Here is a 25,947-nt window from a genome sequence, read left to right as displayed (position 1 = left end):
GGATGGTGGCCGAGGTGATGATCGATGGCGCGCCGAGCGGCCGTACCCGAAGTGATCTGGTCGCGTCCCGAGCGGACGGGGCGTGGCCCCAAACCCGCGTTCACCAGGGCGGACATCGCGGCGGCGGCGGTGCGGCTGGCCGACGCCGGGGGGCTGGACGCGGTGTCGATGCGCCATGTCGCGGCCGAACTGGGCTGCGGGACGATGTCGCTGTACAACTACGTCCCCCGCAAGGAGGACCTGCACGAGCTGATGGTGGACGCGGTCGGCGGGGAGCACGAGCTGTTCGAGCCCACGGGTGACTGGCGGGCCGACATGTTGCGCAACGCCCGCCAGACCAAGGCGCTGATGCACCGGCACCCCTGGATGCCGCGGCTCATGTCGGGGGCGTACGGCTTCAGCCCCAACGCCCTGCGTTATCTGGAGCACTGCCTCGCCTGCCTCGATCCGCTGGAGGCCCCCTACGGCACGAAGATCGAGCTGGTCGCGATGCTCAACGGGTGCGTGACGACGTACGTCTCCAACGAGCTGTCCACCGCCGAGCGGGTGCGGTCGCTGCCGTGGTCGCAGGAGCAGGAGAACGCGGTGCGGATCGCGTACCTGGGCAGTCAGGTGGCGTCGGGGGCGTATCCGCGGCTGGCGGCGTCGTTCATGGAGGACGCGGGGCCGATCGATCTGGACGCGGTGTTCGAGCGGATGCTGGAGCGGGTCCTGGACGGCTTCGAGCCCAGGGTACAGAAGCCCCAGAGGACCTGGGGGACCTAGAGGAGGGCGAGCTGGCCCTCCGGGCCCTCCTCGTGGCCGTCCAGGACCGACGCCGGCCTTCGGGCCGAGTCCGGGACCGGCAGTACCCCAGCCCCGCGCAGGCCGGCCGCCGTGATCCGTGACGTCACCTCGTCCTGGAGCGGCTGGAGATCTGCCAGCAGAGCCAGCACGGTGATCAGTTCGAGGAGTTCCGACGTCCACGCCTGCAGCCAGGTCGCCGGGCGGATGGCGGCCAGCGTGCCCGGCTCCGGTTCCGCGATCCGGGCCGCGAACCACTGCTCCAGCACTCGCGCTCCGCCCGCCTCGTAGTCCCAGGCCTTGGGCGGTACGGGGGAGACGCGGCCTTCGTCCAGCAGCAGGGCCTCCTCGTCGCGGTCGTAGTCCAGGATCAGGGGCCGGGACGGCAGCGGTGCGCGCACGTACGGGCGGCGGCCGCCGGGCAGCTTCGGGCGGTCGCCGTCGCGGCGCATCAGCCACAGGGCGCGGTGGCCCCACTCGACACCGCGGGCCCACAGTTCGGGGTCGTCGGTGAGCGGGACGGTGAGGTCCGGGCGCACCGCCGCCAGGATCCAGGCGAGCACGTCCAGGGGCTCCACCGGGACGCTCAGGCGGGTCCGCAGGTGCTCGAGGAGACCGGGCGCGAGGTTGGGTTCCGTGCCGCCCGGGCGGCGGTACAGCGGGCGGATGCGGCCCGGGCGGAGCAGGGGGAGCAGCGAGGTCGCCAGGAGCTGGGGGCCGGGACCGTCCGTGGGTGTCTCCACCACGAACACCTGGTCGTCGTCCGCCACCCGCCACAGCTCGGGCCGGGCCGCGTCGATCAGCCGGTGGTCCGGGATCAGCCACTGTTCGTCGAAGGGCGCGTGCAGCACCCGTACCGGCTCCGGGCAGGGGCCGGAGGCGCGCGCGAGCCTCTCGGTGCCGCCCGTGCGCCCCGGAAGCTGTCCGACCGCGGAGCGCAGGCTGCGGGACCGGGTGGGTTCGAACAGAGCCTCCCGGTCGGGCCCCTCGGCCTTCAGCAGGGCGTCCCAACGGGCTTTCAGGGATGCCGCGTCGGGGCCCGCCGGCCACCCCCGGCCGAGCCGCGGCGGTGCGACGGACCACGGCATGAGGTCCGCCAGCTGCGGAGCGTCGTCGTGCGTCACGCTGGGCATCGTACGACCTCCCGCCGACAGTCGGTCGGGGCCGGTGCGCTCATGTGGCGTCCAGGGTCACCGTGAAGGAGAAGCGGTCACCCCGGTAGTGGATCACCGCCGCGTCGAGCACCCGGCCGCCGGTGTCGTAGGTGACCCCCGTGTAGTGCAGGATCGGGCTCAGCAGCGGGACTTGGAGCAGCCGAGCCGTCTCCGGGTCCGCGAGGCGTGCCTCCACGGTGTCCGTGATGCGGCTGATGTCCGCCCCGACGACATCCCGCAGCACCTTCGTCATCGGCCAGCGCAGCAGGTCCGACGGGTCGATGCGGGCGGCCAGTTCGGGCCGGACGTAGTTGCGGGCGTGGTTGGTCGGCTCGCCCGTCTTCTCGTCGCTGCGCAGCCGGTGGTACGACGCCACCTCGTCCAGCTCCGGGAAGTGCCCGGCGAGTTCGGGCGGCACGGGTGACTTGCCGTGCTCCAGCAGCTCGGTCGTCATACCGGACTGCTGGGCCACGATCGCGTCCACCGAGCCGAGCAGCCGGACCGGGGTGCCCCTGGTCGCACCCGGCTCGATGAACGTGCCCCGGCGCCGGTGACGGGTGATCAGCCCCTCGTCCTCCAGCTCCTTCAGCGCCTGCCGCATGGTCAGCACGCTCACCCCGTAGTGCCCCGCGAGCTGTTCCTCGGTGGGCAGGCGGAGCGGGTCCTGGGGGGTGCGGCCGAGTATCGAGGCGCGCAGGGACTGCGACACCTGGTACCAGAGCGGCAGCTTGCGGTTCAGGACGATGGAGTCCGGGGCGAAGGAGGTCACGGGCTATCCGTACCGTTCGCGGATCGGTCAGTGCAACGGGCGGAAGTGACGCTCCATGCCCCGCCACACGTCGTCGTAGTGCGGCTGGAGGTGGTCCGCCCGGGCCGCGTGCGCGGTGAGCGTCACCGGCCAGCGCGTCTCGAACATGAACGCCAGCCCGTCGTCGACCTTCTGCGGCTTCAGCTCGGCCGCGCTCGCCCGGTCGAAGGTCTCCCGGTCGGGGCCGTGCGCCGACATCATGTTGTGCAGCGAGCCGCCGCCGGGCACGAAGCCCTCCGCCTTGGCGTCGTAGGCCCCCTCGATCAGGCCCATGTACTCGCTCATCACGTTCCGGTGGAAGTACGGCGGCCGGAAGGTGTCCTCACCGACCAGCCAGCGCGGCGCGAAGACCACGAAGTCGACTCCGGCCAACCCCGGGGTGTCCGACGGGGACGTCAGCACGGTGAAGATCGACGGGTCGGGATGGTCGTACGAGATGGAGCCGATGACATTGAAGCGGCGCAGGTCGTAGACGTACGGCACCTGGTTGCCGTGCCAGGCGACGACGTCGAGCGGGGAGTGGTCGTAGGTCGCCGTCCAGAGGTTGCCGCAGAACTTGTTGACCACCTCCACGGGCCCCTCGACGTCCTCGTAGGCGGCGACGGGGGCCCGGAAGTCGCGCGGGTTGGCGAGGCCGTTGGCGCCGATGGGGCCGAGGTCCGGGAGCTGGAAGGGGGCTCCATAGTTCTCGCACACATAACCGCGGGCGGAAGTGTCGAGGAGCTCCACACGGAAGCGCACCCCACGAGGGATCAGCGCCACGTGGCCCGGCTCCACATGGAGCAGCCCGAACTCCGTGCGCAGCAGCAGCCCGCCGCGCTCCGGGACGATCAGCAGCTCGCCGTCGGCGTCGCTGAAGACGCGGTCCATGGAGTCGGTGGCGTGGTACAGGTGCACGGCCATGCCGGTGCGCTGGGTGACGTCGCCGTTGCCGCCGAGTGTCCACAGGCCGGCGAGGAAGTCGGTGCCCTCGGCGGGCTCGGGCAGCGGGTTCCAGCGCAGCCGGTTCGGGTCCGGGACCGACTCGGTGAAGGGGGCCGTACGGATGCGGCCGTGGTGGGTGTGCGTGAACGCCGGGTGCGCGGCGGAGGGGCGGATGCGGTACAGCCAGGAGCGGCGGTTGTGGGCGCGCGGCTCGGTGAACGCCGTGCCGCTGAGCTGTTCCGCGTACAGGCCGAGGGGGGCGCGCTGGGGGGCGTTGCGGCCCTCGGGGAGGGCGCCGGGGACGGCCTCGGAGGCGTGCTCGTTGCCGAAGCCGGAGAGGTAGGTCAGGCTCTCGGCGGTCTTGCGTGCGTCGCCGCGCGTGATCTCTGCGTCCCCGGTCATGATCGCTCCCTTGCGGTCTGATTCCTATGGAACACCGTAGGATTGCGGTGTGGCCGGCGCAAGAGGGCGCTCCCCGGCCGTTCTCCGGCCGTTCCCCGGCCGCTCCCTGGAACCGATGTCCCGCCCGTGACCTCCTCAGGGAGGAGGAGAACCAGACCCCAGGGGGATTCGCGGTGTCGGACCTGTGTTCTACGCTCCCCGGCATGTCGTGGACGCGGGGACTCCTTGCCCTGCTCGCGGTCTGTGTCCTGCTGGTGACCGGATCCGTGAGCTGTGGCACCCATGGGGCACAGGAACGCAAGGACGGACGGTCGGTCTCACCGGTGGGCAAGGTCCTCGACGACACCGATCACGAGGGGCGGCACTACCGCGAGGTGGACCCGGAGAACGCCCCCGACGTCGGCATAGAGGTGCAGCCGGCCACCGACGACTGCTGGACCGTGCGGCTGACCGTCGAGAACTTCACCTTCTCGCCCGCCGCGACGAAGGCGAAGGCGGTCTCCGGCCGCGGCGTCGCCGTCCTCTTCGTGGACGACCGCCCCGTCACCACCCTGCGCACCCCGTCCTACCGCCTCGCGTCCGCGTACGTCCCCCAGGGCACCCACAAGGTCACGGCCCGTCTCTACGCCGACGACGGCACCGTCTGGGCCGTCGACGGCACCCCGGTGGAAAGCACGGCGGACGTGACGGCATCGAAACCGGGGGCAACGGGGAGCGGCGGCTCGGGGGCGCGGTCCATGGAGGGCGGGGCGTCGGAACCGGGGCCCACGGGAAGCGCGGGCGACACCCTGGAGGCGCAGCCGATCGCGGGGGTGGGCGGCGGGGGCGTGTCGTACCCGCGGGTCGTGGTGGGCGGCGGTGTCGCGGGTTCGCGGGGCGTGCTGGGCGCGGGCGGCGGTGTCGCGGGATCGCGGGTCGGCACGGGTGTCGGCGGTCGAGCCTCGGAGCCGCCGCTCACGACGAGGATTCGCGCGGCCTCGGGCGAGCAGGCCGCGGCGGGCACAGCCGCGGGTGCCCCGGACGCGCAGGCCGTAGGCGCGGGCGGCGGCCTCCTGGCCTTGCGGGTGGGCGCCACGTCGCTCACGGTGAGCAGCGGCGCCGGTGTGGTCCTGGAGGGGCAGGCCGTCGCGGGCGCGGGGCTCTCCGGCTCGGTCGGCATCCGTTCCGCGGCAGCGGGATCGTCGCTCACGGCGAGCAGCGGCGCCGGCGTGGTCCTGGACGGGCAGGCCATCGCGGGCGCGGGGCTCTCCGGCTCGTGGGTCGGCATCCGTTCCGCGGCAGCGGGATCGTCGCTCACGGCGAGCACCAGTACCGGCGTGGCCGCGGACGTGCAGGCCCTCGTGGGCAAAAGCCTCCCCGGCTCGCAGGTCGGCGCCCGTACCACGGCGGCGAAACCGTCGCTCGCGGCGAGTGCCGGCGCCGGCGCACGCCCCGGCGGTGGGCGATGAGTGGCTCAGGCCCCCGGAGCCGTACCAGGGGGCAGGGTTCACCGGACCGCGGCGGAAAGGCATCATGAAGCCCGTGCCCCAAGCGACCTCGCTTCGCCGCGCCCCCGTGCAGCGGCGCAGTGCCGAACGGCTGACCAGAATCCTCGACGCCTGCGCCGACCTCCTCGACGAGGTCGGCTACGACGCCCTCAGTACCCGCGCCGTCGCCCTGCGCGCCGGCGTGCCCATCGGCTCGGTGTACCGCTTCTTCGGCAACAAGCGGCAGATGGCCGACGCCCTCGCCCAGCGCAACCTGGAGCGTTTCACGGCCGGCGTCACCGAACGCCTCAAGGAGTCGGGCGAGGAAGGCGGCTGGCGCAAGGCGATGGACGTCGTCCTCGACGAGTACCTCGCCATGAAGCGCACCGCCCCCGGCTTCTCCCTCGTCGACTTCGGCAACCAGATCCCCGTCGGCGCCCGCCACGCCGAACCCAACCACCGCGTCGCCGACCGTCTCACCGACCTCCTCTCCGGCTACCTCTCCCGCGAACCCGACGACGAGCTGCGCCGCTGCTTCCTGATCGCCGTGGAAACCGCCGACACCCTGGTCCACCTGGCCTTCCGGATGGCACCCGAGGGAGACGAACGGATCATCCAGGAGGCCCGGGAAATGCTGCGGGCCTATCTGGCGCGGGTTCTGGACTGACCCTCCACACCCCCTCCCCTCCATCCCTACCGGTCGGTATGCTCATCCGGACCGGCACCGCTGCCCCGGGAGGACCCGTGTCCCGCACCGCTCTGCGTATCTGCCCCCTGTGCGAGGCCACCTGTGGTCTGACGCTCACCATCGAGGGGACCCGGGTCACCGGCGCCCGCGGGGACCGAGACGACGTGTTCAGCAAGGGGTTCATCTGCCCCAAGGGAGCCGCCTTCGGCGCCGTCGACGCGGACCCCGACCGGCTGCGCACCCCCCTCGTACGACGGGACGGGGAGCTGCGCGAGGCCACCTGGGAAGAGGCCTTCGACGCGGTCGCCGCCGGCATCCGGGCAGTCGTCGACGGGCACGGGGCGAACTCCGTCGGGGTCGTCCTCGGCAACCCCAACGTCCACACCATGGCCGGCGCACTCTATCCGCCGGTGCTGCTCTCCGGCCTCGGCACCCGCAGCGTCTTCACCGCCTCCACGGTCGACCAGATGCCCAAGCACGTCTCCAGCGGCCTGCTGTACGGCGACGCCAACGCCATCCCCGTGCCCGACCTCGACCACACCGACCACCTGCTCCTCATCGGCGCCAACCCCCTGGAATCCAACGGGAGTCTGTGCACCGCACCCGACTTCCCCGGCAAGCTCAAGGCGCTCAAGGCCCGCGGCGGCACCCTCACCGTCATCGACCCCCGCCGCACCCGCACCGCCAGGCTCGCCGACCGGCACATCGCCGTTCGGCCCGGTACGGACGCCCTGCTGCTCGCGGCGATGGCGTACACGCTCTTCGAGGAAGGCCTCGTGGACACGGGGGAGTTGACGCCTCATCTCCAGGGGATCGATGAACTCCGTTCGTCTCTCGGCGACTTCACGCCGGAGGCCGTCGCCGGGCCCTGTGACGTCGACGCCGTCGTCATCCGCACCCTCGCCCGTGAACTCGCCGCCGCCCCCACCGCCGCCGTATACGGCCGCATCGGCAGCTGCACCGTCCCGCACGGAACCCTGGCCAGCTGGCTCGTCGACGTGCTCAACATCCTCACCGGCAACCTCGACCGGCCCGGCGGCGCGCTCTTCCCGCAGGCCGCCACCGACCGGACACCCCGGCCCGCCGGACCCAGTCACGGGTTCGCCCTCGGGCGCTGGCACTCCCGGGTGAGTCAACACCCGGAGGCGAAGGGCGAGTTGCCGCTCTCCGCGCTCGCCGAGGAGATCGACACCGCGACCCGGGAGGGCGAGCCGATCCGGGCACTCGTCGTCGTCGCCGCCAACCCCGTGCTGTCCGCCCCCGACGGCGACCGGCTCGACAAGGCCCTCGGCTCGCTCGACTTCATGGTCAGCGTGGACCCGTACCTGAACGAGACCTCGCGTCACGCCCACGTCGTGCTGCCCCCGCCCCCGCCCTCCCAGAGCCCGCACCACGACTTCGCCTTCAACACCCTCGCCGTGCGCAACCAGGTCCGCTTCACCCGCCCCGCCGTCCCGCTGGAGCCCGGCCGGATGGCGGAGACGGAGATCCTCGCCCGGCTGATCCTCGCCGCGACCGGCATGCACGGCGCCGACCCCTCCGCCGTCGACGACCTGGTCATCGGCCAGACCCTCGGCAAGGCCGTCAAAGACCCCCACTCGCCCGTGCACGGCCGCGGGCCGGGCGAACTCACCGCCGAACTCGCTGGCGACACCGGCCCCGAGCGGCGGCTCGACATGATGCTGCGCCTCGGCCCCTACGGCGACGGTTTCGGTGTACGGCCGGACGGGCTGAGCCTCACGAAGCTGCTCGCGCATCCGCACGGGATCGACCTCGGACCGCTGAGGTCCCGGCTGCCGCAGCCGCTGAAGACCCGCAGCGGCAAGGTCGAGCTGCTGCCGCGGCCGATCGCGGACGACCTGCCCCGGCTGCGCGAGGCCCTGCGGCACAAGGCCGACGGGCTCGTCCTCATCGGCCGCAGGCACCTGCGCTCCAACAACAGCTGGATGCACAACGTCCCCGCCCTCACCGGCGGCACCAACCGCTGCACCCTGCACATCCACCCCGAGGACGCCGAGCGGCTCGGACTGAAGGACGGTGCCGCGGTGCGGATCAAGGGCGCCGGGGGAGAGGTGGTCACCGAGACCGAGGTCACCGACGGGGTGCGCCCCGGCGTGGTCAGCCTGCCGCACGGCTGGGGCCACGACCGGCCCGGGACCCGGCTCGGCCACGCCGCCAAGGACCCCGGCGTCAACGTCAACCAGCTCCTCGACGGCAGCCTGCTCGACCCGCTCTCCGGCAACGCGGTCCTCAACGGCATCCCCGTAAAACTGGCCGCCGTCGCGGCCCTGTGAGCAGCGCAAAGCTGTGACCAGCAGTTTTGCGCTTATTGCTCGCATGTCAACGTCTTGTTAACGCCGCTTGACGAGTCCTAACGTCATCGCACTGCCGACTCCGGTGGGAGTTCAAGGGCGAACGTTAGGTATCCACTCATGCTGACCATCCTCGGCTTCGCCATGATCGCGACCTTCCTGGTCCTGATCATGCTGAAGAAGATGTCGCCGATCGCGGCGCTCGTGCTGATCCCGGCACTGTTCTGCGTCTTCGTCGGGAAGGGCGCCAAGCTCGGTGACTACGTCATCGACGGCGTCACCAGCCTCGCCCCCACCGCGGCGATGCTCATGTTCGCGATCGTCTACTTCGGCGTGATGATCGATGTCGGCCTCTTCGACCCGGTCGTGCGCGGGATCCTGAAGTTCGCGAAGGCCGACCCGATGCGGATCGTCGTCGGCACGGCGGTCCTCGCCGCGATCGTCTCCCTCGACGGCGACGGCTCGACCACCTTCATGATCACCGTCTCGGCGATGTACCCGCTGTACAAGCGCCTGAAGATGAGCCTGGTCGTGATGACCGGTATCGCCGCCATGGCCAACGGTGTGATGAACACCCTGCCGTGGGGCGGCCCGACGGCCCGCGCCGCCACCGCGCTGAAGCTCGACGCCAGCGACATCTTCGTCCCGATGATCCCGGCCCTGGCCGTCGGCCTGCTGGGCGTCTTCGTCCTCTCGTACGTGCTCGGCAAGCGCGAGCGCAAGCGGCTGGGCGTGCTCACCCTGGACGAGATCCTGGTGGACGAGAAGGCCGAGACAAAGGTCGAGGAGACCGAGACGGTGCTCGTGGGCGCCGGCGGCCCGGGCTCCGGCTCCGGCTCGAAGACCCCCGTGGCCACCGGCGCCTCCGGTTCCGGCACCGACGCCGAGGACGAGGCCGGCGACGCGGAGCGCTTCCAGGTCCTCGACCCGAACCGCGCCACCCTGCGCCCCAAGCTCTACTGGTTCAACGCGCTGCTCACGCTCACCCTGCTCACCTCCATGATCATGGAGTGGCTGCCGATCCCGGTGCTGTTCCTGATCGGCGCCGCACTCGCGCTCACCGTGAACTTCCCGCACATCCCCGACCAGAAGGCCCGCCTCGCCGCCCACGCCGACAACGTCCTCAACGTCTCCGGCATGGTCTTCGCCGCCGCCGTCTTCACCGGCGTCCTCCAGGGCACCGGCATGGTCGACCACATGGCCCGCTGGATGGTGGACGTCATCCCCGAGGGCATGGGCCCGCACATGGCCCTCGTCACCGGCGTCCTGAGCCTGCCGCTCACCTACTTCATGTCCAACGACGGCTTCTACTTCGGTGTCCTCCCGGTCCTGGCCGAGGCCGGCGCGGCCCACGGCGTCACCCCGCTGGAGATGGCCCGCGCCTCCCTCGTCGGCCAGCCGCTGCACATGTCGAGCCCGCTCGTCCCGGCCGTGTACGTCCTGGTCGGCATGGCCAAGGTGGAGTTCGGCGACCACACCAGGTTCGTGGTCAAGTGGGCCGCGCTCACGTGCCTGTTGATCCTCGGGGCGGGCCTCCTCTTCGGGATCATCTGACCTACGTCCACGGAGGACTTGAACCATGGCGCCCGGTAGGAACCGCGGCTGGCTGCTCCGCCTCGTCATCGCCTTCGGCTTCGCGCAGGGGGCGGTGTCGATGGCGCGGCCCGCCGTCTCCTACCGGGCCCTCGCGCTGGGCGCGGACGAGCGGGCGATCGGTGTCATCGCCGGTGTGTACGCGCTGCTGCCGCTCTTCGCCGCCGTACCGCTGGGCCGCCGTACGGATCACGGGCGTTGTGCGCCGCTGCTGCCCGTCGGTGTGGTCCTGATCTCCGGTGGCTGCGCGCTCAGCGGCCTCGCCGACTCGTTGTGGACGATGGCGGTCTGGAGCGGGGTGATGGGTCTCGGGCACCTCTGCTTCGTCATCGGCGCGCAGTCGCTCGTCGCCCGCCAGTCCGCCCCGCACGAACAGGACCGCAACTTCGGCCACTTCACCATTGGCGCCTCCCTCGGCCAGCTGGTCGGCCCGGTCGCGGCGGGCGCGCTGATCGGCGGCTCCGACAGGGCGGGCACGAGCGCGCTGGCCCTGCTCGTCTCGGGCGCCGGAGCGGCGGTCGCGTTCACCTCGCTGTGGCGCATCGAGCACCGCGACACGGCGGCCAAGTCCCGTACCGCGCACAGCGATCGGATCCCCGTCGGGCGCATCCTGCGGACCCGGGGCGTGCCCGGTGGCATCTTCATGAGTCTGTCCGTGCTGTCCGCCACGGACATCCTCACCGCGTACCTTCCGGTGGTCGGCGAGCACCGGGGCATCGCCCCCTCGGTGATCGGTCTGCTGCTGAGCCTGCGCGCGGCGGCCACGATCGCCTGCCGTCTGGTACTGACCCCGCTGCTACGGCTGCTGGGGCGCGCGGTGCTCCTCACCGTGACGTGTCTGCTGGCGGCCGTCCTGTGCGCGGGTTTCGCGCTGCCGGTCCCGGTGTGGGCGCTGGCCGTCATGCTCACCGTGCTCGGTTTCTGCCTCGGCGTGGGACAGCCGCTGTCCATGACGACGGTCGTCCAGGCCGCCCCCGACGGCGCCCGCTCCACCGCCCTCGCCCTGCGGCTGACCGGCAACCGCCTCGGCCAGGTCGCCGCACCGGCCACCGCGGGCCTGGTCGCGGGCGTGGCGGGCGTGGCCGCGCCCTTCGTGATGCTCGGGACGTTGCTGCTGCTGTCGGCGGGGGTGGCGCTGCGGTCGCCGGGGCGGCCCGAGAGGACCGGACCGGCCGCGGGGAAGCGGCCGAAGCGCCCGGGATTGCGCCGCACGAGCGATATCTGACGGCGCGCCGGGTGCCGATGCGGCCGACCGTCGCGCGCATGAAGGAGAGTGCTGCCGAAAGAGCGATTTGTATGGAAATCGTCTGAATCGGAGGAGCGCGCATGCCCACCCTGACACTCCCACGTACCTTCCGCGTCCGAGCGGGCGCCACGGTCGTCCTCACCGCCCTCGCCGCGGCCGGCGCGTCGTGGGTGGCGGCGCCGACCGCGTCGGCCGCAGGTGAGAACGGCGACATCAGGATCCATCACGTGGGCGTGCCTTTCGGCGTCTCGAAGGATGATCCACGGGTCTGCAAGTTCTACCTGGACGCCGTCAACTTCGACGTCCTGACCACCATCGCCTACACCATCACGCCCCAGCCTCCGCTGCCCACCGCCGCCACCGTCGCTGGCACCATCCAGCTCGCGGGCGGCGCCGGTCACACCGACCCGCTGGGGGTGGCGGACGGCCAGTACAAGATCACCTGGATCGTGGCGGGCGCCCCCAAGGAGAAGGTCTTCCGCGTCAACTGCCACGACGGCAAGCGTGACGCGGAGCGCCGGCCGGGCGACCAGATCGAGGACCAGCAGCGCGAGGGTGGGGGCTGGGAGCAGAACGAGGGCGGCGGCCCGAAGGGCGGTGTGCACGCGGGTGGCGGCGGTCTCGTCGACACCGCGGCCGCGTTCGCGCCGGTGACCGCCGCGGGGGCCGTCGGCCTGGTGGCGGTCGGCGGTGCCGCGTACTTCCGGCTGAACCGCCGTCGGCCCAATGGCGCCGCGTAGGCGCAGACGCAGGCCCTGGTACCGGACCCGCGCCTACCGCCTCACCAGGACGGCTCTGCTCACGGTCGTCCTGGTGACGGTGGGGGTCCGGTGTACGGGTGACGACCGGTCGACCGCGCCGGACTGGCCCGACGGTCCGGACACCGTGGCGGCCGCCGGGCCGGACGCGGAGGGAGCCGACGGGCCGGACCCGGAGGAGGCCGGTGGGATGCCTCACTCCGCCCGCCCCAAGCCCACCCGCACGCCCCCGCCCCGCCCGCTGTCCCGGTCCCGGCCGACGACTTTCCGCATTCCGTCCCTGGGCATCGACGCGCCGGTCACGGGCCTCGGGCTCACCAAGGGCCGCGAGTTGTCGACACCGCCGGTCGACAAGCCGAAGCTCGTGGGCTGGTACCAAGGCGGTCCCACGCCCGGCGAGTCGGGCACCGCGATCGCCGTCGGCCACCGCGACACCAGGACCGGCCCCGCGGTCTTCGCCGCGCTCGCCCAGGTCAAGCCCGGCAAGGTGATCGAGGCGGCACGCGCGGACGGCCGTACCGCCGTCTACACCGTGGACCGGGTGAAGGTCTTCGACAAGGCGGGCTTCCCCGACAAGGAGGTCTACGGCCCCGCCCGGCGCCCGGAACTGCGCGTGATCACCTGCGGTGGGCTCTTCAAGTGGCGGACGGGCTACACCAGCAACGTCGTCGTCTTCGCCCACCTCACCGAGACCCGCGAGCCACGGCCGCCGAAAGATGCGACGGCGCGCTGAATCCGACCGTCCGTTATCTCGCAGGCTGGACCGGAGCGCCCGATCCCGCCCAGTCTCTTCCCCAGGCCGCATGCATTCCGTTAACTTCCGTGACTCACAGCCCCGTTCGACCCGCACGGGGCCTCTCGACCGCGGAGCACCAGCGCCTGATCCAGCCCCCGGGGGCACCGTCATGACACGCGCCATATCTCTGCACCACGTGAGCAAGACCTACACCCGGGGAGTCCGGGTGGTGGACCGGCTCTCGCTGGACATCGCGCCCGGCGAGTTCCTTGTCCTGCTCGGCCCCTCCGGCTGCGGAAAATCCACCGTGCTCAGGATGATCGCCGGGCTGGAGGAGATCACCGAGGGCCAGCTCAGGCTCGACGGCGAGTACGCCAACGACCTGCTGCCCGCCGAGCGGCGGATGGCGATGGTGTTCCAGAACTTCGCTCTCTACCCGAACATGACCAGCCGGGGGAACATCGGCTTCCCGCTGCGCATCGAGGCGCCCGACGAGGACCCCCGGGTCCGTGTGGACGCCACCGCCCGCATGCTGGGCATCGAGGACCTCCTGGACCGCTATCCGGGCCAGCTCTCGGGCGGTGAGCGCCAGCGCGTGGCGATGGGCCGGGCGATCTCCCGTCATCCCTCCGCCTTCCTCATGGACGAGCCGCTGTCCAACCTCGACGCCAAGCTCCGCAACCATCTGCGCGCCGAAATAGCCGGGCTCACCCGGCAGTTGGGCGTCACCACGGTCTACGTCACCCACGACCAGGCCGAGGCGATGTCGCTCGGCGACCGCGTCGCCGTGCTGCGCGGCGGAGTCCTCCAGCAGGTCGGCACCCCGCGCTCGGTGTACGCGCTGCCCCGCAATGTCTTCGTCGCCGCTTTCATCGGCACCCCGCGCATCAACCTCCTGCGCGGGCTGGTGCGGGCCCCGTTGGACGGAGCGATGACCATCAGTCTCGGCAAGCAGTACCTGCGGCTTCCCGAACCCCTTTCCCTGGACCACCAGTTGCTCCGCGTCCAGCAGGGCCGCGAGGTGATCGTGGGCCTGCGTTCGGAGGCGATCCGCATCGCCAAGCCGGCCTCCGCCCGTCCCGGGGAGATGCCGATCACCGGCCTGGTGGAGCACGTGGAGTTCCAGGGCCACGAGGTCCTGGTCCACTTCAACACCGGCTCCCGCCCCGCCCTGGTCCCCGACCTGGAGGCCCCGCGCCCCGCTCCGCGCCCGCCCCGGCGCCGCCGCCGCGAGGGCACCGTCCTGGAGCGTCTGCGGGATCGCGCGGGCTCCCTGCGGGCGGGCCCGGTGGTGGTCCTCGAGGACCCGCCGGACCCCGCCCCCGAACCCGCCCTCTCCGACGCCCGCCTCCCGGGCGACCTCGTCGTCCGCACCACCCCGGACATCGACCTCCGCCGCGGCATGCAGGTCCCGCTCCTCGTCGACATCTCCCACCTGTTCGTCTTCGACCAGCACGGCGAACGCATCTGCCCGTCCCCGGACCACCTGCCGGACCTCGACGAGTAAGGGCGGGGGCCACCCTGCGGCGGATGCAGGGTCCGGTGGTTCTGTCCTGGCGCCAGAATACTATCGTCGCTAGTTTATGAGGCCGGACGACGACGCCACACGGCCCAGCCCGGGAGGACGCACCATGAAGGCGCACGACGGCATGTACATCGAGGGCGAGTGGCGCCCGGCCGCCGGCCCGGACGTGATCGAGGTCGTGAACCCGGTCGACGAGCAGGTCATCGCACGAGTCCCGGCCGGCACCGCCGAGGACGTCGACCTCGCCGTACGGACCGCCCGCGCCGCCCTCCCGGCCTGGGCCGCGACAGCTCCGGCCGAACGGGCCGCCCGCCTGGCCGCCCTCCGGGACGTCCTCGCCGCGCGCCAGGACGAGATCGCCGAGACCGTCACCGCCGAGCTCGGCTCGCCGCTGAAGTTCTCGCAGAACGTCCACGCGGCCGTCCCCGTCGCGGTCGCCACCTCCTACGCCGAGCTCGCGGCCAAGCACCCCTTCGAGGAGAAGGTGGGCAACTCCACGGTCCATCTGGAGCCGGTCGGCGTGGTCGCCGCGATCACGCCCTGGAACTACCCGCTCCACCAGATCGTCGCCAAGGTCGCCCCGGCCCTCGCTGCGGGCTGCACGGTCGTCCTCAAGCCGGCCGAGGACACTCCGCTGGTCGCCCAGCTCTTCGCCGAGGCCGTCCACGAGGCCGGCGTCCCGGCCGGTGTCTTCAACCTCGTCACCGGGCTCGGTCCGGTCGCGGGCCAGGCCCTGGTCGAGCACCCGGGCGTCGACCTGGTCTCCTTCACCGGCTCCACCTCGGTCGGACGGCAGATCGGCGCGATTGCCGGTGCCGCGCTGAAGAAGGTCGCCCTGGAGCTCGGCGGCAAGTCCGCCAACGTCATCCTGCCGAGCGCCGACCTCGCCAAGGCGGTCAACGTCGGTGTCGCCAACGTGATGTCCAACTCCGGCCAGACCTGCAGCGCCTGGACGCGGATGCTCGTCCATCGCGAGCAGTACGACGAGGCCGTGGAACTCGCCGCCACCGCCGCCGCGAAGTACGGGGAGCGCATCGGACCCGTCGTCAACGCCAAGCAGCAGGAACGGGTGCGGAGTTACATCGAGAAGGGCGTGGCCGAAGGAGCCCGGCTGGTGGCGGGCGGCCCCGAATCCCCGCGCGAACAGGGCTACTTCGTCGCCCCGACCGTCTTCGCCGACGTGACGCCCGACATGACGATCGCGCAGGAGGAGATCTTCGGCCCGGTCCTGTCCGTCCTGCGCTACGAGGACGAGGAGGACGCCCTGCGCATCGCCAACGGTACGGTCTACGGCCTCGCGGGCGCCGTCTGGGCCGGCGACGAGTCGGAGGCCGTGGCCTTCGCCCGCCGGATGGACACCGGGCAGGTCGACATCAACGGCGGCCGCTTCAACCCGCTCGCGCCGTTCGGCGGTTACAAGCAGTCCGGGGTGGGCCGCGAGCTCGGCCCGCACGGTCTCGCCGAGTACCTCCAGACCAAGTCCCTCCAGTTCTGAGGAGCCTTCCCGTGGTTCGTGCCGCCGTCCTTCCCGCCGTGGGCGCTCCCCTGGAGGTCACCGACATCGACCTCCCGGACCCCGGCCCCGGTCAGGTCCGGGTCCGCCTCGCCGCCGCCGGGGTCTGCCACTCCGACCTGTCCCTGTCCAACGGCACCGTGAGCGTCCCCGTCCCGGCCGTCCTCGGCCACGAGGGCGCGGGCACGGTCGTCGCCGTGGGGCAGGGGGTCACCGGGGTGCTGCCCGGCGCTGAGGTGGTCCTCAACTGGGCGCCCTCGTGCGGCAGTTGTCACGCCTGCTCGCTCGGCGAGGTGTGGCTGTGCGCCAACGCCCTCAACGGCGCCGCCGACGTCTACGCCCGCACCGCCGACGGCACCGACCTGCACCCCGGCCTGAACGTCGCCGCGTTCGCCGAGGAGACCGTCGTCTCCGAGTCCTGCCTCCTGCCCCTCCCGGACGGCATCCCGCTCACCGACGCGGCCCTGCTGGGCTGCGCGGTCCTCACCGGCTACGGCGCCGTCCACCACGCGGCACGGGTCCGGGAGGGCGAGACGGTCGCGGTGTTCGGCGCCGGAGGCGTGGGCCTGGCCGCGCTCCAGGCCGCCCGGATCGCGGGGGCGTCGACGATCGTCGCGGTCGATGTCTCTCCGGAGAAGGAGGAGTTGGCGCGTACGGCGGGCGCCACGGAGTACGTCGTGGCCTCCGAGAACACCGCCCGCGAGATCAGGGGCCTGACCGCGAAGCAGGGCGTCGACGTGGCCGTCGAGTGCGTGGGCCGCGCCTCGACCATCCGCACGGCCTGGGACTCCACCCGCCGCGGCGGCCGTACGACGGTCGTCGGCATCGGCGGCAAGGACCAGCAGGTCACCTTCAACGCCCTGGAGATCTTCCGCTGGGGCCGCACCCTCGGGGGCTGTGTCTACGGCAACTCCAACCCCGCCGAGGACCTCCCGGTGCTCGCCGGGCACGTCCGGGCGGGCCGCCTCGACCTCGGCTCCCTCGTGACGGAACGGATCGCGCTGGACGGCATCCCGGCGGCGTTCGACAACATGCTGGCGGGCAAGGGCGGCAGGGCGCTGGTGGTGTTCTGAGCGACGGTTGCCCGGAGCCCCGTCTCGGGTGCTCCGGGCAACCTTCCCGCACAACCGTTGACCCCATACCGTCCGGTCAGTATGTTCGCCGCCAACGTCCCCACGCACCCACCGGAGTGTGCACCGCATGGACACGGCCCCTTCCGCTCACCCCACTTCCATAGCCGCGCCGGCGTCTCCCCAGCGCCGGCGCGTCGCGACCGCCGCCGCCCTCGCCTCCGCCGTCGAGTGGTACGACTACTTCGTCTTCGGCATCGCCGCCGCCCTCGTCCTCGGCGATCTCTACTTCCCCTCGGGCAGCTCCACCGCCGGCGTCCTCGCCGCCTTCGCCACCTTCGCCGTCGGCTTCCTGGCCCGCCCGATCGGCGGCATCGTCGCCGGCCAGATCGGCGACAAACGCGGCCGCAAGCCGATGCTGGTCCTCGCCCTCACGCTCATGGGCATCGCCACCACCGGCATCGGCCTCCTGCCGACCTACGACACCATCGGCGTCGCCGCCCCGATCCTGCTGGTCCTGCTGCGCGTCGTGCAGGGCGTCGCGGTCGGCGCACAGTGGGGCGGCGCGATGCTGCTGGCCACCGAGTACGCCCCGGAGGGCAAGCGCGGGCTCTACGGCAGTGTCGTCCAACTGGGCGTGCCCATCGGCGTGGTGACCGCCAACACGGTCTTCCTGCTGGCCGGCGCCTTCACCACCGACGCCGGGTTCGCGGCCTGGGGCTGGCGCATCCCCTTCCTCATCGGCCTGTTCGTCCTCGCACTCGCCTGGTACATCCACGCCAAGGTCGAGGAGACCCCCGAATTCCGCCGGGCGGAGCGGGAGTTGGCCGAACAGGAGCAGACCGCGCCGAACTCCCCGCTGCGCATGATCCTCCGCCACCACCTCGGCACGGTCCTGCTCGCGGGCGGCTCCTTCGCCGTGAACACCGCGACCTTCTACATCCTGATCACCGGCGTCCTCGACTACACCACCCGCGAACTCGGCATGAAACGCAGTGCCGTTCTCACCGTCTCGCTCTGCATCAGCCTCACCCAGCTGGTGCTGATCCCGGCCGCCGCAGCGCTCTCCGACCGCCTCGGCCGGATCCGGATCTACGCCCTCGGCGCGACCGGCATCGCCCTGTGGGCCGTACCGATGTTCCTGCTGATCGACACCGGCTCGCTGCTGTGGCTGGCGGTCGCCACCTTCGTCGCCGGGTGCTTCCTGAGCATCATGTACGGGCCCCAAGCCGCCCTGTTCGCCGAGCTGTTCACGCCCGAGATGCGGTACACGGGCGCTTCTCTCGGCTACCAGATCGCCGCCGTGCTCGGCGGTGGGCTCGCGCCCTTCCTGATGGTGCTGCTACTGGAGACCACGGGCACCTCGATGGCGGTGTCCGGCTACATCATCGGGCTCTCGGTGATCGCGCTGCTCTGCATCAAGGTCCTTGCGGGCAGGGCGCGTTCACGCGGCGTCTGACGCCCTCTCGGGCTGCGGCCCCGGTGCCGTCACCGGGGCCGCAGCCGCCCGCGCGCGGGAGCGGGACACCGCCACGCCCCCCAGGCACAGCGCCCCTCCCGCGAGCGTGAACAGACCCGGGACCTCGCCGAGCGCCAGCCACGACATCAGGACGACCAGGGCGGGGACCGCGTAGGTGGTCGCCCCCATCCGCGCGGCGGTCGTACGGGCCAGGGCGTAGGCCCAGGTGGTGAAGGCCAGGGCGGTCGGGAACACGCCCAGGTAGACCATGTTGAGGGTCGCCGAGACGGGGGCGTCGGCCGCCTCCGACACCAACTGGCCGGCGAACGGAAGACAGACGACGGCACCGATGAAGCACCCGAACGTCGTCACCTGCAGCGGGGTCGCCGAGCCCAGTGCCGGCTTCTGCGCGACGACTCCGCCGGCGTAGGCGATCGCCGCGAGCAGACACAGGACCACGCCGAGCACCGAGGAGCCGCCGTCGTCCGACATCGACAGGCCCACCGTGACCGCCCCGGCGAAGGAGACCCCCATTCCGGCCAGCAGGCGGGGTGGCATCGCGTCCCCGAGCAGGCGCGCGCCGAGCAGGGCGATCAGGATCGGGCCGATGTTCACCACCAGGGCCGCGGTGCCCGCGTCCACCTGCTGCTCGCCCCAGTTCAGGACGACCATGTAGAAGCCGAACCAGAGGACGCCGGAGATCGCGATACCGCGCCAGGCCGCTCGGGGTGGCCGTCCTTCCCGTCGTACGAGGCAGATCGCTCCCAGGGCCAGGGCGCCCGTGAGGAGGCGGCCGAGGGCGAGGGCCCCGGGGGAGTAGGCGTCGCCCGCGCTGCGGATCGAGACGAAGGCGGAGGCCCAGAGGACGACGGTGACGGTGGCTGCGCCGGCTGCGAGGAGTTCGGTGCGGCGGTGGTTCATCATGCTCCTGAGGTTACGAAGGGAAGAGGGTCAAAAGCTCGCGGATTTCGGACGGGCCGTCCCTGAAGGCCTCAGCGCAGCGTCTCCGCGTCGATTCCCAGGAGCTCGGTGAACGCCCGTTCTCCCGTCGCTGTCACCTTCACCGCTCGCTCCGAGCCGATGCGGACACACCAGCCCTCGTCCAGCGCGTGCCTGCACAGAGCCGCTCCGGCCACCCCGGCCAGGTGCGGGCGGCGTTCCGTCCAGTCGAGGCAGGCCCGGGCCAGGGGGCGGCGGGCGTTGCGGTCGAGCGGGATGCCCACGTCCCCGAACCACGCCAGGCCCGCGTCCGTCAGGGCGAAACCCGTGTCCTGACGCAGGAGTTGACGAGACGTCAGCGCGTCTGTCACCGCGATGCCCAGTCGCCCCGCCAAGTGGTCGTAACACGTGCGGCCCCGGGCCATCGCCGAGCCCGCACTCGACTCCCGCAGGTTCCGCGGGCGTGGTGCTGTGTCCGGGGCGGCCTGCGCCGCGAGATCCTCCACCAGGTGGGCCACCCTCGGGTCGGCCAGCCGCACGTACCGGTGCCGGCCCTGCCGCTCCTCCGTGAGCAGCCCGCCCGCGACCAGCTTGCCCAGGTGCTCGCTCAGGGTCGATGCGGCCACACCCGCGTGCCGGGCCAGCTCACCCGCCGTCCAGGCCCGGCCGTCGAGCAGGGCCAGAAGACAGGCGGCCCGGGTCTCGTCGGCGATCAGGGCGGCGAGCCTCGCCAGCCGGAGTGCCTGGGGGTCCTCGGTCATGCGTCCCAGCATGGGGCAGGGACACTTCGGCGCCCACCGAAATATGTCTACGCGGTGCGTCCGACCTGCTCGTACTGCTGGGCGAGACCGTCCAGCAGAGCCCTGAGCCCGGTCTCGAACGCCCGCTCGTCGATCTTCTCCTGCTGCTCGGCGAGGAGGTGCGCCTGGCCGAGGTGGGGGTAGTCCGCGGGGTCGTACGCGCTCGCGTCGTCGACGAAGCCCCCGGCGAACGAACCGAGCGCGGAGCCCATGATGAAGTACCGCATCAGCGCGCCGATGGAGGTGGCCTGCGCCGGCGGCCAGCCCGCGTCGACCATCGCGCCGTAGACCGCGTCGGCGAGGCGCAGCCCCGCGGGGCGGCGGCCGGGGCCCTGGGCCAGGACCGGGACGATGTTGGGGTGGTCGCGCAGGGCGTCGCGGTAGGAGAGGGCCCAGTCGTGCAGGGCGGTCCGCCAGGCCCGGCCGTCCTCGAACATCGACAGGTCGACCTGGGCGCTCACCGAGTCGGCGACCGCCTCCAGGATCTCGTCCTTGGTCCGGAAGTGGTTGTAGAGGGACGGGCCGCTGACCCCGAGTTCCGCCGCCAGCCGGCGCGTGGACAGGGCCGCGAGCCCGTCCGTGTCCACGAGCGCGCGTGCCGTCTCGACGATCCGGTCGGTGCTGAGGAGGGGCTTGCGCGGTCGGGCCATGGCGCACATAGTAGGGCTGCGGAACTGAAACTAGCAGTGCTAATTTAAAGGCGCCGCTCTCAAGTGAGGTGAACTCGTGGTCGACCTGGGGTTGAGTGAGGAGCAGGCAGCCGTCCGGCGGCTGGCGCGGGAGTTCGTGGACCGTGAGATCGCCCCCCACGTCATCGCCTGGGACCGCGCCGAGGAAGTGGACCGGTCCCTCGTCAAGAAACTCGGCGAGGTCGGCTTCCTCGGGCTGACGATCGACGAGGAGTACGGCGGCTCGGGCGGCGATCATCTCGCGTACTGCCTGGTCACCGAGGAGCTGGGGCGGGGTGACTCGTCCGTGCGCGGGATCGTGTCCGTCTCCCTGGGGCTCGTCGCCAAGACGGTCGCCGCGTGGGGGAGCGAGGAGCAGAAGCGGCGCTGGCTGCCCGGGCTCACCTCCGGCGCCTACGTGGGCTGCTTCGGCCTCACCGAGCCCGGCACCGGCTCCGACGCGGGCAACCTGACCACGCGGGCGGTGCGCGACGGTGACGACTACGTCATCGACGGCACCAAGATGTTCATCACGAACGGCACGTGGGCCGACGTGGTGCTGCTGTTCGCCCGCTCGACGGACGCTCCCGGCCACAAGGGCGTCTCCGCCTTCCTGGTACCGACGGACACCCCCGGCCTCACCCGCCGCACGATCCACGGCAAGCTCGGGCTGCGTGGCCAGGCCACCGCCGAACTGGTCCTGGAGGGGGTGCGCGTGCCCGCCTCCGCGATGGTCGGTGAGGAGGGAAAGGGGTTCTCCGTCGCCATGTCCGCGCTGGCCAAGGGGCGGATGTCGGTGGCGGCGGGGTGCGTCGGCATAGCCCAGGCGGCTCTGGACGCGGCTCTGCGATACGCCGGCGAGCGCGAGCAGTTCGGCAAGCCGATCGCGGGGCACCAGCTGGTCCAGGAGCTGATCAGCGACATCGCCGTCGACGTGGACGCGGCCCGGCTGCTGACCTGGCGGGTGGCCGACCTGATCGACCGCGGGAAGCCCTTCGCCGTCGAGTCCTCCAAGGCCAAGCTCTTCGCCTCGGAGGCGGCGGTGCGCGCCGCGAACAACGCGTTGCAGGTGTTCGGCGGCTACGGCTACATCGACGAGTACCCGGCGGGCAAACTGCTGCGCGACGCGCGGGTGATGACGCTCTACGAGGGCACGAGCCAGATCCAGAAGCTGGTGATCGGGCGGGCGTTGACGGGGGTCTCGGCGTTCTGAGTACCGTCTGAGTACCTGAGCGGATGTGGCCGGGGTCACGGATGGCCGAGACTCTGGCCATGAGCGACACACCGGTCAAACAGCAGAACACGGCCGCCTTCTACGGTCAGGCCGTTGCCTCCTTCGCCGTGGCCATGGCCGCCACGGCCGCCGGCATCTTCCGCCTGAACGCCGACGCCTGGGTGCGGGGCTTCCTGGCGATCGCCGTCCTGTACCTCGTCACCTCCGCCTTCACCCTGGCCAAGGTCATCCGCGACCGCCAGGAGGCCGGCCAGATCGTCAGCCGGGTCGACCAGGCCCGCCTGGAGAAACTACTGGCCGAACACGACCCCTTCGAGAAGCTCTGACGGGGCGGTGGTCGTTGCGCCATCTCGGACCGGACCTGTTCCGTACAGCTCCTGCCACTCTGCTCCAGCCGCCGCAGGCGCCCCTGAGCGGGCAGGCTAAGCGCTCGCTCAGTTTCGGCGGTATGGTGGGGGTTCTGACAGTGGAGAGGGGCGTGCGATGAGTACGGCGGAGGAGACGGCCGACGGCGAGACGTCGGCGTGGGGCGAGGTCACGCCCGACGCGGCGCGGCGGCTGCTCGTTGCCGCGGTGGAGGCGTTCGCCGAGCGCGGCTATCACGCCACCACGACCCGGGACATCGCGGGCCGGGCCGGGATGAGCCCCGCCGCGCTCTACATCCACTACAAGACCAAGGAAGAGCTGCTGCACCGCATCAGCCGGATCGGTCACGCGAAGGCGCTGGAGATCCTCCGGGTCGCCGCCCGCCGCGAGGGCACCGCGACCGAGCGGCTCACCGACGCGGTGAGCTCCTTCGTGCGCTGGCACGCGGGCGGCCGTACCACCGCCCGGGTCGTCCAGTACGAACTGGACTCCCTCGGCCCCGACGCCCGCGCCGAGATCCTCGACCTGCGGCGGCAGTGCGACGCCGAGATCCGCGGAATCATCGAGGACGGCGTGGCCTCCGGCGAGTTCGACGTGCTCGACGTGAAGGGCACCACCCTCGCCGTCATGTCCCTCTGCATCGACGTGGCCCGCTGGTTCAACCTCGACGGCCCCTGGACGCCCGACGAGGTCGGCGCGCTCGACGCCGACCTCGTGCTGCGGATGGTGGGGGCCACCAAGTAGCCGCCTACAGGTAGTACCGGGACACCGACTCCGCCACGCACACCGGCTTGTCGCCCCCCTCGCGCTCCACGCTGAAGGCGACGGTGACCTGGATCCCGCCCGCGACATCGTCGACGCCGGTGATCCGCGCGGTGGCGCGCAGCCGGGAGCCCACGGGCACCGGCGCGGGGAAACGCACCTTGTTCGTCCCGTAGTTGACGCCCATCTTCACGCCTTCGACCTTGATCAGCTGCGGTCCGAACAGCGGCAGCAGCGACAGGGTGAGATAGCCGTGCGCGATGGTGGTGCCGAAGGGACCCGCGGCGGCCTTCTCCGGGTCGACGTGGATCCACTGATGGTCACCGGTGGCCTCCGCGAACAGGTCGATCCGCTTCTGGTCGACCTCCAGCCAGTCGGTGTACCCCAGCTCCTCACCCACCGCCGCCTTCAGGTCCTCGGCGCCCGTGAAGATCCTCGGCTCTGCCATGTCCCGGCCTCCTCGCCACATGATGTCTAAGCGACTGCTTAGCATGGTCGGCCGGGGAGCCCCTGTCAACGGACCGCGAGGGTGACAGCATGGGTAGGCTTCGAGGGGTGCCCCAGATTCCTGAGAAGATCCACGAACTCACGGTCGGCCAGCTCGCCGCCCGCAGTGGCGCCGCCGTCTCCGCCCTGCACTTCTACGAGTCCAAGGGCTTGATCAGCAGCCGTCGCACCACGGGCAACCAGCGCCGCTACTCCCGTGACGCGCTGCGCCGGGTCGCGTTCATCCGGGCCGCCCAACGCGTCGGCATCCCCCTGGCCACGATCCGCGACGCCCTATCCGAACTCCCCGAGGAACGTACCCCCACCCGTGAGGACTGGGCCCGCCTGTCCGAGGCCTGGCGTTCCGAACTCGACGAACGCATCAAGCAGTTGAACCGCCTCCGCGACCACCTCACCGACTGCATCGGCTGCGGCTGCCTCTCCCTGGACTCGTGTGTCCTGTCCAACCCGGACGACGTGTTCGGTGACCGGCTGACCGGGTCGCGGCTGCTGGTGGAGCAGGGTGGGGCCCGGCGGAAGAACGGTCGCCGGGAACCGGAACGGCAGGAGACGGCGGACGAGCGCCGCTGAGCCGTGCAGGAGGCCGCGGTGTCCCGATGAAACCGCCACGCTCCAGTCCTGGCCGGCAGTTCACGCACCCGCGTGCCTGCGTGCCCGGAACGAGCCCGACCTGGCGATCCGCGCCGAACTCCTCGCCCTGCCCTACGACGCCCGCTGGGCCCACCCGTACTGGACCAGTCCCTCGGTCACCAACTGAGCGTTGGACAGGGCCCGTCGGCCGTCCGGCAGGAGCAGGGTGTCCTCCAGGCCCACCCGGGTCGCGAGGCCCAGGCGGCCCGCCAGCCGCAGCACCGGCCAGGTGCCGACATCCTCGCCGTGCAGCAGCACCGGGCGGCCGTGGGCCGTGCCCAGCTCGCTGAGGAGGGTGCGCGCGGACGCCTCCGCCGCGTCGGTGTCCGTCACCTCCGCGAGCACGCGCAGCACCTTCGGCCCGAGCGCAGACACCGCGAACCGGGCCGCCGCGTCCGTGCCCGACCAGATGCCCGCCTCCACACCGACTCCCAGGTCGATCAGCGCGGCGGCCGTCTCCTCGGCGCCCGGCTCGTGCCAGTTCACCGAGGCGTGGTCGGGCAGCACGGTCCAGCCCCGGACACGGGCGAGCCGGGCCACCGGATCCGGTTCCGCCCAGGCACCGGTCGTCACACCGACCGGGACCGACACCCGCTCCCGGATCGCCTCAAGCGTCGCCGCGACCACCCGCGGCGACAGACTGTCCCGACCGCAAGGGGACTTGGGGTGAACGTGGATGTCCGTGGCGCCCGCCGCGACGGCCTCGGCCGCCGCCTGCGCCATGGACTCGGGAGTGAGCGGCACCGCCGTCCCGTCGGCGGCCCCGCGCGGGCCGTTGAGACACACCTGCACCATTCCTCGATGGTGCCAGGCGGCACCGACAGTTCACCACCGTCAAACAGGGGGTGCGGCATCCCCGGCGCACCCCCGGTGCGCCCACACGCTCTAGGCCGACATCAGCAACCGTCCGCGCCTGGCGTCCGCCAGGGCCTCGGGTGTGAGCACGGGCCGCGGCACCAGGATCCCGCAGTCCACGCAGACCGGTCCGGTCGAGGGTTCATGGTCCAGTTCGTACCTCCAGACGAGCCGCTCCCCGTCGCACACCGGACACACCGCGCCCGGCTCGCGCTCCAGCGCGGAGATCAGCCTGCGCAGCACCTCGGCCAGCGAATCATCGGGGTGCACCCGGGGGTCGTCGCACCATGCGACTCCGAACCCGCCCCAGGTCAGCCGGTGCCAGTCGTCCACACTGCCCGGCCTGCGCAACCCGTCGTGCTTCTCCTTCTTGCGCCGCTCGGCGAACTCGACCTCGTAGGCCAGCCAGACCGAACGCGCCTCCTCCAGCTCCTCCAGTGCGGCCACGAGCCGCGCTGGGTCGGGGGAGCGGTCCTCCGGACCGAATCCCGCCCGGGAGCACAAGTGGTCCCAGGTCGCCCTGTGCCCGTAAGGAGCGAACCGCTCAAGGCACTTGCGCAGCGAGTAGCGCCGAAGCGCCAGATCGCACCGCGGATCCCGCACCTGTCTCGCCAGACTCCGGAAACCGGCCATCGCCCTGCACCTCCGTCACACCTGCACCTGTACTTCGGTCACTTCGGCGTTGTCACCGAGCGGACTTCGCTCGGCGTTGCCGAATAGACGTATCGACAAGCGATTTGGCTCCATCC

Annotated in this window: 25 protein-coding genes; 16 read left to right on the top strand and 9 right to left on the bottom strand. The window is 71.8% G+C overall.

All coding sequences use genetic code 11. The annotated features are described in order from the left end of the window. The first annotated feature begins 24 nt into the window (after window positions 1-24). The gene (locus ACGFWE_RS38180; protein WP_352390890.1) at window positions 25-765 is read left to right on the top strand and encodes a TetR/AcrR family transcriptional regulator; all 741 of its coding nucleotides are present in this window, start codon (window positions 25-27) and stop codon (window positions 763-765) included. Here ACGFWE_RS38180 and ACGFWE_RS38175 read toward each other — a convergent pair. The 3 genes from ACGFWE_RS38175 to hmgA are packed head-to-tail and all read right to left on the bottom strand — an operon-like array spanning window position 762 to window position 4,071. Then, the gene (locus ACGFWE_RS38175; RefSeq protein ID WP_393604776.1) at window positions 762-1,916 is read right to left on the bottom strand and encodes a type ISP restriction/modification enzyme; all 1,155 of its coding nucleotides are present in this window, start codon (window positions 1,914-1,916) and stop codon (window positions 762-764) included. The genes ACGFWE_RS38180 and ACGFWE_RS38175 overlap by 4 nt on opposite strands. A 40-nt stretch (window positions 1,917-1,956) precedes the next feature. Beyond that, on the bottom strand, window positions 1,957-2,706 hold the full coding sequence (locus ACGFWE_RS38170; RefSeq protein WP_352390892.1) for a GntR family transcriptional regulator: 750 nt from the start codon (window positions 2,704-2,706) through the stop codon (window positions 1,957-1,959). A 27-nt stretch (window positions 2,707-2,733) separates the two neighbouring features. Further along, window positions 2,734-4,071, bottom strand: coding sequence for a homogentisate 1,2-dioxygenase (gene hmgA, locus ACGFWE_RS38165; protein WP_393604774.1), 1,338 nt, complete (start codon window positions 4,069-4,071; stop codon window positions 2,734-2,736). Between the two features lie 203 nt (window positions 4,072-4,274). Here hmgA and ACGFWE_RS38160 point away from each other — a divergent pair, with 203 nt between their 5' ends. From ACGFWE_RS38160 to ACGFWE_RS38110, 11 genes are all read left to right on the top strand, one after another. Further along, window positions 4,275-5,519, top strand: coding sequence for a hypothetical protein (locus ACGFWE_RS38160; RefSeq protein ID WP_393604772.1), 1,245 nt, complete (start codon window positions 4,275-4,277; stop codon window positions 5,517-5,519). A gap of 64 nt (window positions 5,520-5,583) precedes the next feature. Next, complete coding sequence (locus ACGFWE_RS38155; protein ID WP_393604770.1) at window positions 5,584-6,204, top strand: TetR family transcriptional regulator; 621 nt, start codon at window positions 5,584-5,586, stop codon at window positions 6,202-6,204. Between the two features lie 77 nt (window positions 6,205-6,281). Further along, on the top strand, window positions 6,282-8,519 hold the full coding sequence (locus tag ACGFWE_RS38150; RefSeq protein ID WP_393604768.1) for a molybdopterin oxidoreductase family protein: 2,238 nt from the start codon (window positions 6,282-6,284) through the stop codon (window positions 8,517-8,519). Window positions 8,520-8,657: 138 nt separating this feature from the next. Further along, the gene (locus ACGFWE_RS38145) at window positions 8,658-10,091 is read left to right on the top strand and encodes a CitMHS family transporter (protein WP_393604766.1); all 1,434 of its coding nucleotides are present in this window, start codon (window positions 8,658-8,660) and stop codon (window positions 10,089-10,091) included. 25 nt (window positions 10,092-10,116) lie between these two features. Further along, entirely contained in the window at window positions 10,117-11,355 is a 1,239-nt protein-coding gene (locus tag ACGFWE_RS38140; RefSeq protein ID WP_393604764.1) for an MFS transporter, read from the top strand. 101 nt (window positions 11,356-11,456) lie between these two features. Further along, a complete protein-coding gene (locus ACGFWE_RS38135; protein ID WP_352390899.1) occupies window positions 11,457-12,116 on the top strand; it encodes a hypothetical protein in 660 nt (219 codons plus the stop codon). Further along, a complete protein-coding gene (locus ACGFWE_RS38130) occupies window positions 12,103-12,867 on the top strand; it encodes a class F sortase (RefSeq protein ID WP_393604762.1) in 765 nt (254 codons plus the stop codon). Before ACGFWE_RS38135 ends, ACGFWE_RS38130 begins: the two co-directional genes overlap by 14 nt. A gap of 172 nt (window positions 12,868-13,039) precedes the next feature. After that, window positions 13,040-14,377 (top strand): ABC transporter ATP-binding protein, encoded by a 1,338-nt coding sequence (locus ACGFWE_RS38125; RefSeq protein ID WP_352390901.1) that lies wholly within the window; start codon window positions 13,040-13,042, stop codon window positions 14,375-14,377. A 124-nt stretch (window positions 14,378-14,501) separates the two neighbouring features. Then, window positions 14,502-15,890, top strand: coding sequence for an aldehyde dehydrogenase family protein (locus ACGFWE_RS38120; protein WP_393604760.1), 1,389 nt, complete (start codon window positions 14,502-14,504; stop codon window positions 15,888-15,890). Between the two features lie 11 nt (window positions 15,891-15,901). Next, on the top strand, window positions 15,902-16,981 hold the full coding sequence (locus ACGFWE_RS38115) for a Zn-dependent alcohol dehydrogenase (protein ID WP_352390903.1): 1,080 nt from the start codon (window positions 15,902-15,904) through the stop codon (window positions 16,979-16,981). A 127-nt stretch (window positions 16,982-17,108) separates the two neighbouring features. Continuing rightward, a complete protein-coding gene (locus tag ACGFWE_RS38110) occupies window positions 17,109-18,437 on the top strand; it encodes an MFS transporter (protein WP_393604758.1) in 1,329 nt (442 codons plus the stop codon). Here ACGFWE_RS38110 and ACGFWE_RS38105 read toward each other — a convergent pair. The 3 genes from ACGFWE_RS38105 to ACGFWE_RS38095 all read right to left on the bottom strand — a co-directional run bounded on the left by ACGFWE_RS38105 (window position 18,423) and on the right by ACGFWE_RS38095 (window position 20,826). Beyond that, window positions 18,423-19,358 carry a DMT family transporter gene (locus ACGFWE_RS38105; RefSeq protein WP_393604876.1) on the bottom strand — a complete coding sequence of 312 codons (936 nt, stop codon included), beginning with the start codon at window positions 19,356-19,358 and terminating at the stop codon, window positions 18,423-18,425. The two genes, ACGFWE_RS38110 and ACGFWE_RS38105, sit on opposite strands and share 15 nt — an antisense overlap. Before the next feature lie 71 nt (window positions 19,359-19,429). Next, window positions 19,430-20,149, bottom strand: a complete 720-nt coding sequence (locus tag ACGFWE_RS38100) for an ArsR/SmtB family transcription factor (protein WP_393604756.1) — start codon at window positions 20,147-20,149, stop codon at window positions 19,430-19,432. A 35-nt stretch (window positions 20,150-20,184) separates the two neighbouring features. Beyond that, entirely contained in the window at window positions 20,185-20,826 is a 642-nt protein-coding gene (locus ACGFWE_RS38095) for a TetR/AcrR family transcriptional regulator (protein WP_352390907.1), read from the bottom strand. Window positions 20,827-20,902: 76 nt separating this feature from the next. Between ACGFWE_RS38095 and ACGFWE_RS38090 the strand changes: the two genes are divergently transcribed. From ACGFWE_RS38090 to ACGFWE_RS38080, 3 genes are all read left to right on the top strand, one after another. After that, entirely contained in the window at window positions 20,903-22,057 is a 1,155-nt protein-coding gene (locus ACGFWE_RS38090) for an acyl-CoA dehydrogenase family protein (RefSeq protein ID WP_393604754.1), read from the top strand. Between the two features lie 59 nt (window positions 22,058-22,116). After that, window positions 22,117-22,404 carry a YiaA/YiaB family inner membrane protein gene (locus tag ACGFWE_RS38085; protein WP_352390909.1) on the top strand — a complete coding sequence of 96 codons (288 nt, stop codon included), beginning with the start codon at window positions 22,117-22,119 and terminating at the stop codon, window positions 22,402-22,404. A 157-nt stretch (window positions 22,405-22,561) separates the two neighbouring features. Beyond that, complete coding sequence (locus ACGFWE_RS38080; RefSeq protein ID WP_352390910.1) at window positions 22,562-23,188, top strand: TetR/AcrR family transcriptional regulator; 627 nt, start codon at window positions 22,562-22,564, stop codon at window positions 23,186-23,188. A gap of 4 nt (window positions 23,189-23,192) precedes the next feature. Here ACGFWE_RS38080 and ACGFWE_RS38075 read toward each other — a convergent pair whose 3' ends face one another. After that, entirely contained in the window at window positions 23,193-23,654 is a 462-nt protein-coding gene (locus ACGFWE_RS38075; protein WP_393604752.1) for a MaoC family dehydratase, read from the bottom strand. 107 nt (window positions 23,655-23,761) lie between these two features. Between ACGFWE_RS38075 and soxR the strand changes: the two genes are divergently transcribed. Continuing rightward, window positions 23,762-24,283 (top strand): redox-sensitive transcriptional activator SoxR, encoded by a 522-nt coding sequence (gene soxR / locus ACGFWE_RS38070; protein WP_393604750.1) that lies wholly within the window; start codon window positions 23,762-23,764, stop codon window positions 24,281-24,283. A gap of 132 nt (window positions 24,284-24,415) precedes the next feature. Here soxR and ACGFWE_RS38065 read toward each other — a convergent pair whose 3' ends face one another. Together ACGFWE_RS38065 and ACGFWE_RS38060 are read right to left on the bottom strand one after the other, a co-directional pair. Further along, on the bottom strand, window positions 24,416-25,138 hold the full coding sequence (locus ACGFWE_RS38065; protein WP_393604748.1) for a 3-keto-5-aminohexanoate cleavage protein: 723 nt from the start codon (window positions 25,136-25,138) through the stop codon (window positions 24,416-24,418). A gap of 90 nt (window positions 25,139-25,228) precedes the next feature. Beyond that, window positions 25,229-25,831 (bottom strand): hypothetical protein, encoded by a 603-nt coding sequence (locus ACGFWE_RS38060; RefSeq protein ID WP_393604746.1) that lies wholly within the window; start codon window positions 25,829-25,831, stop codon window positions 25,229-25,231. Window positions 25,832-25,947: the final 116 nt, after the last annotated feature.

It is taken from the genome of Streptomyces sp. NPDC048523 (genome assembly GCF_043199815.1).
Taxonomy (GTDB): Bacteria; Actinomycetota; Actinomycetes; order Streptomycetales; family Streptomycetaceae; genus Streptomyces.
The sequence above is the reverse complement of the archived record's forward strand: the minus strand, read 5'-3'. Positions and strand labels throughout refer to the sequence as shown.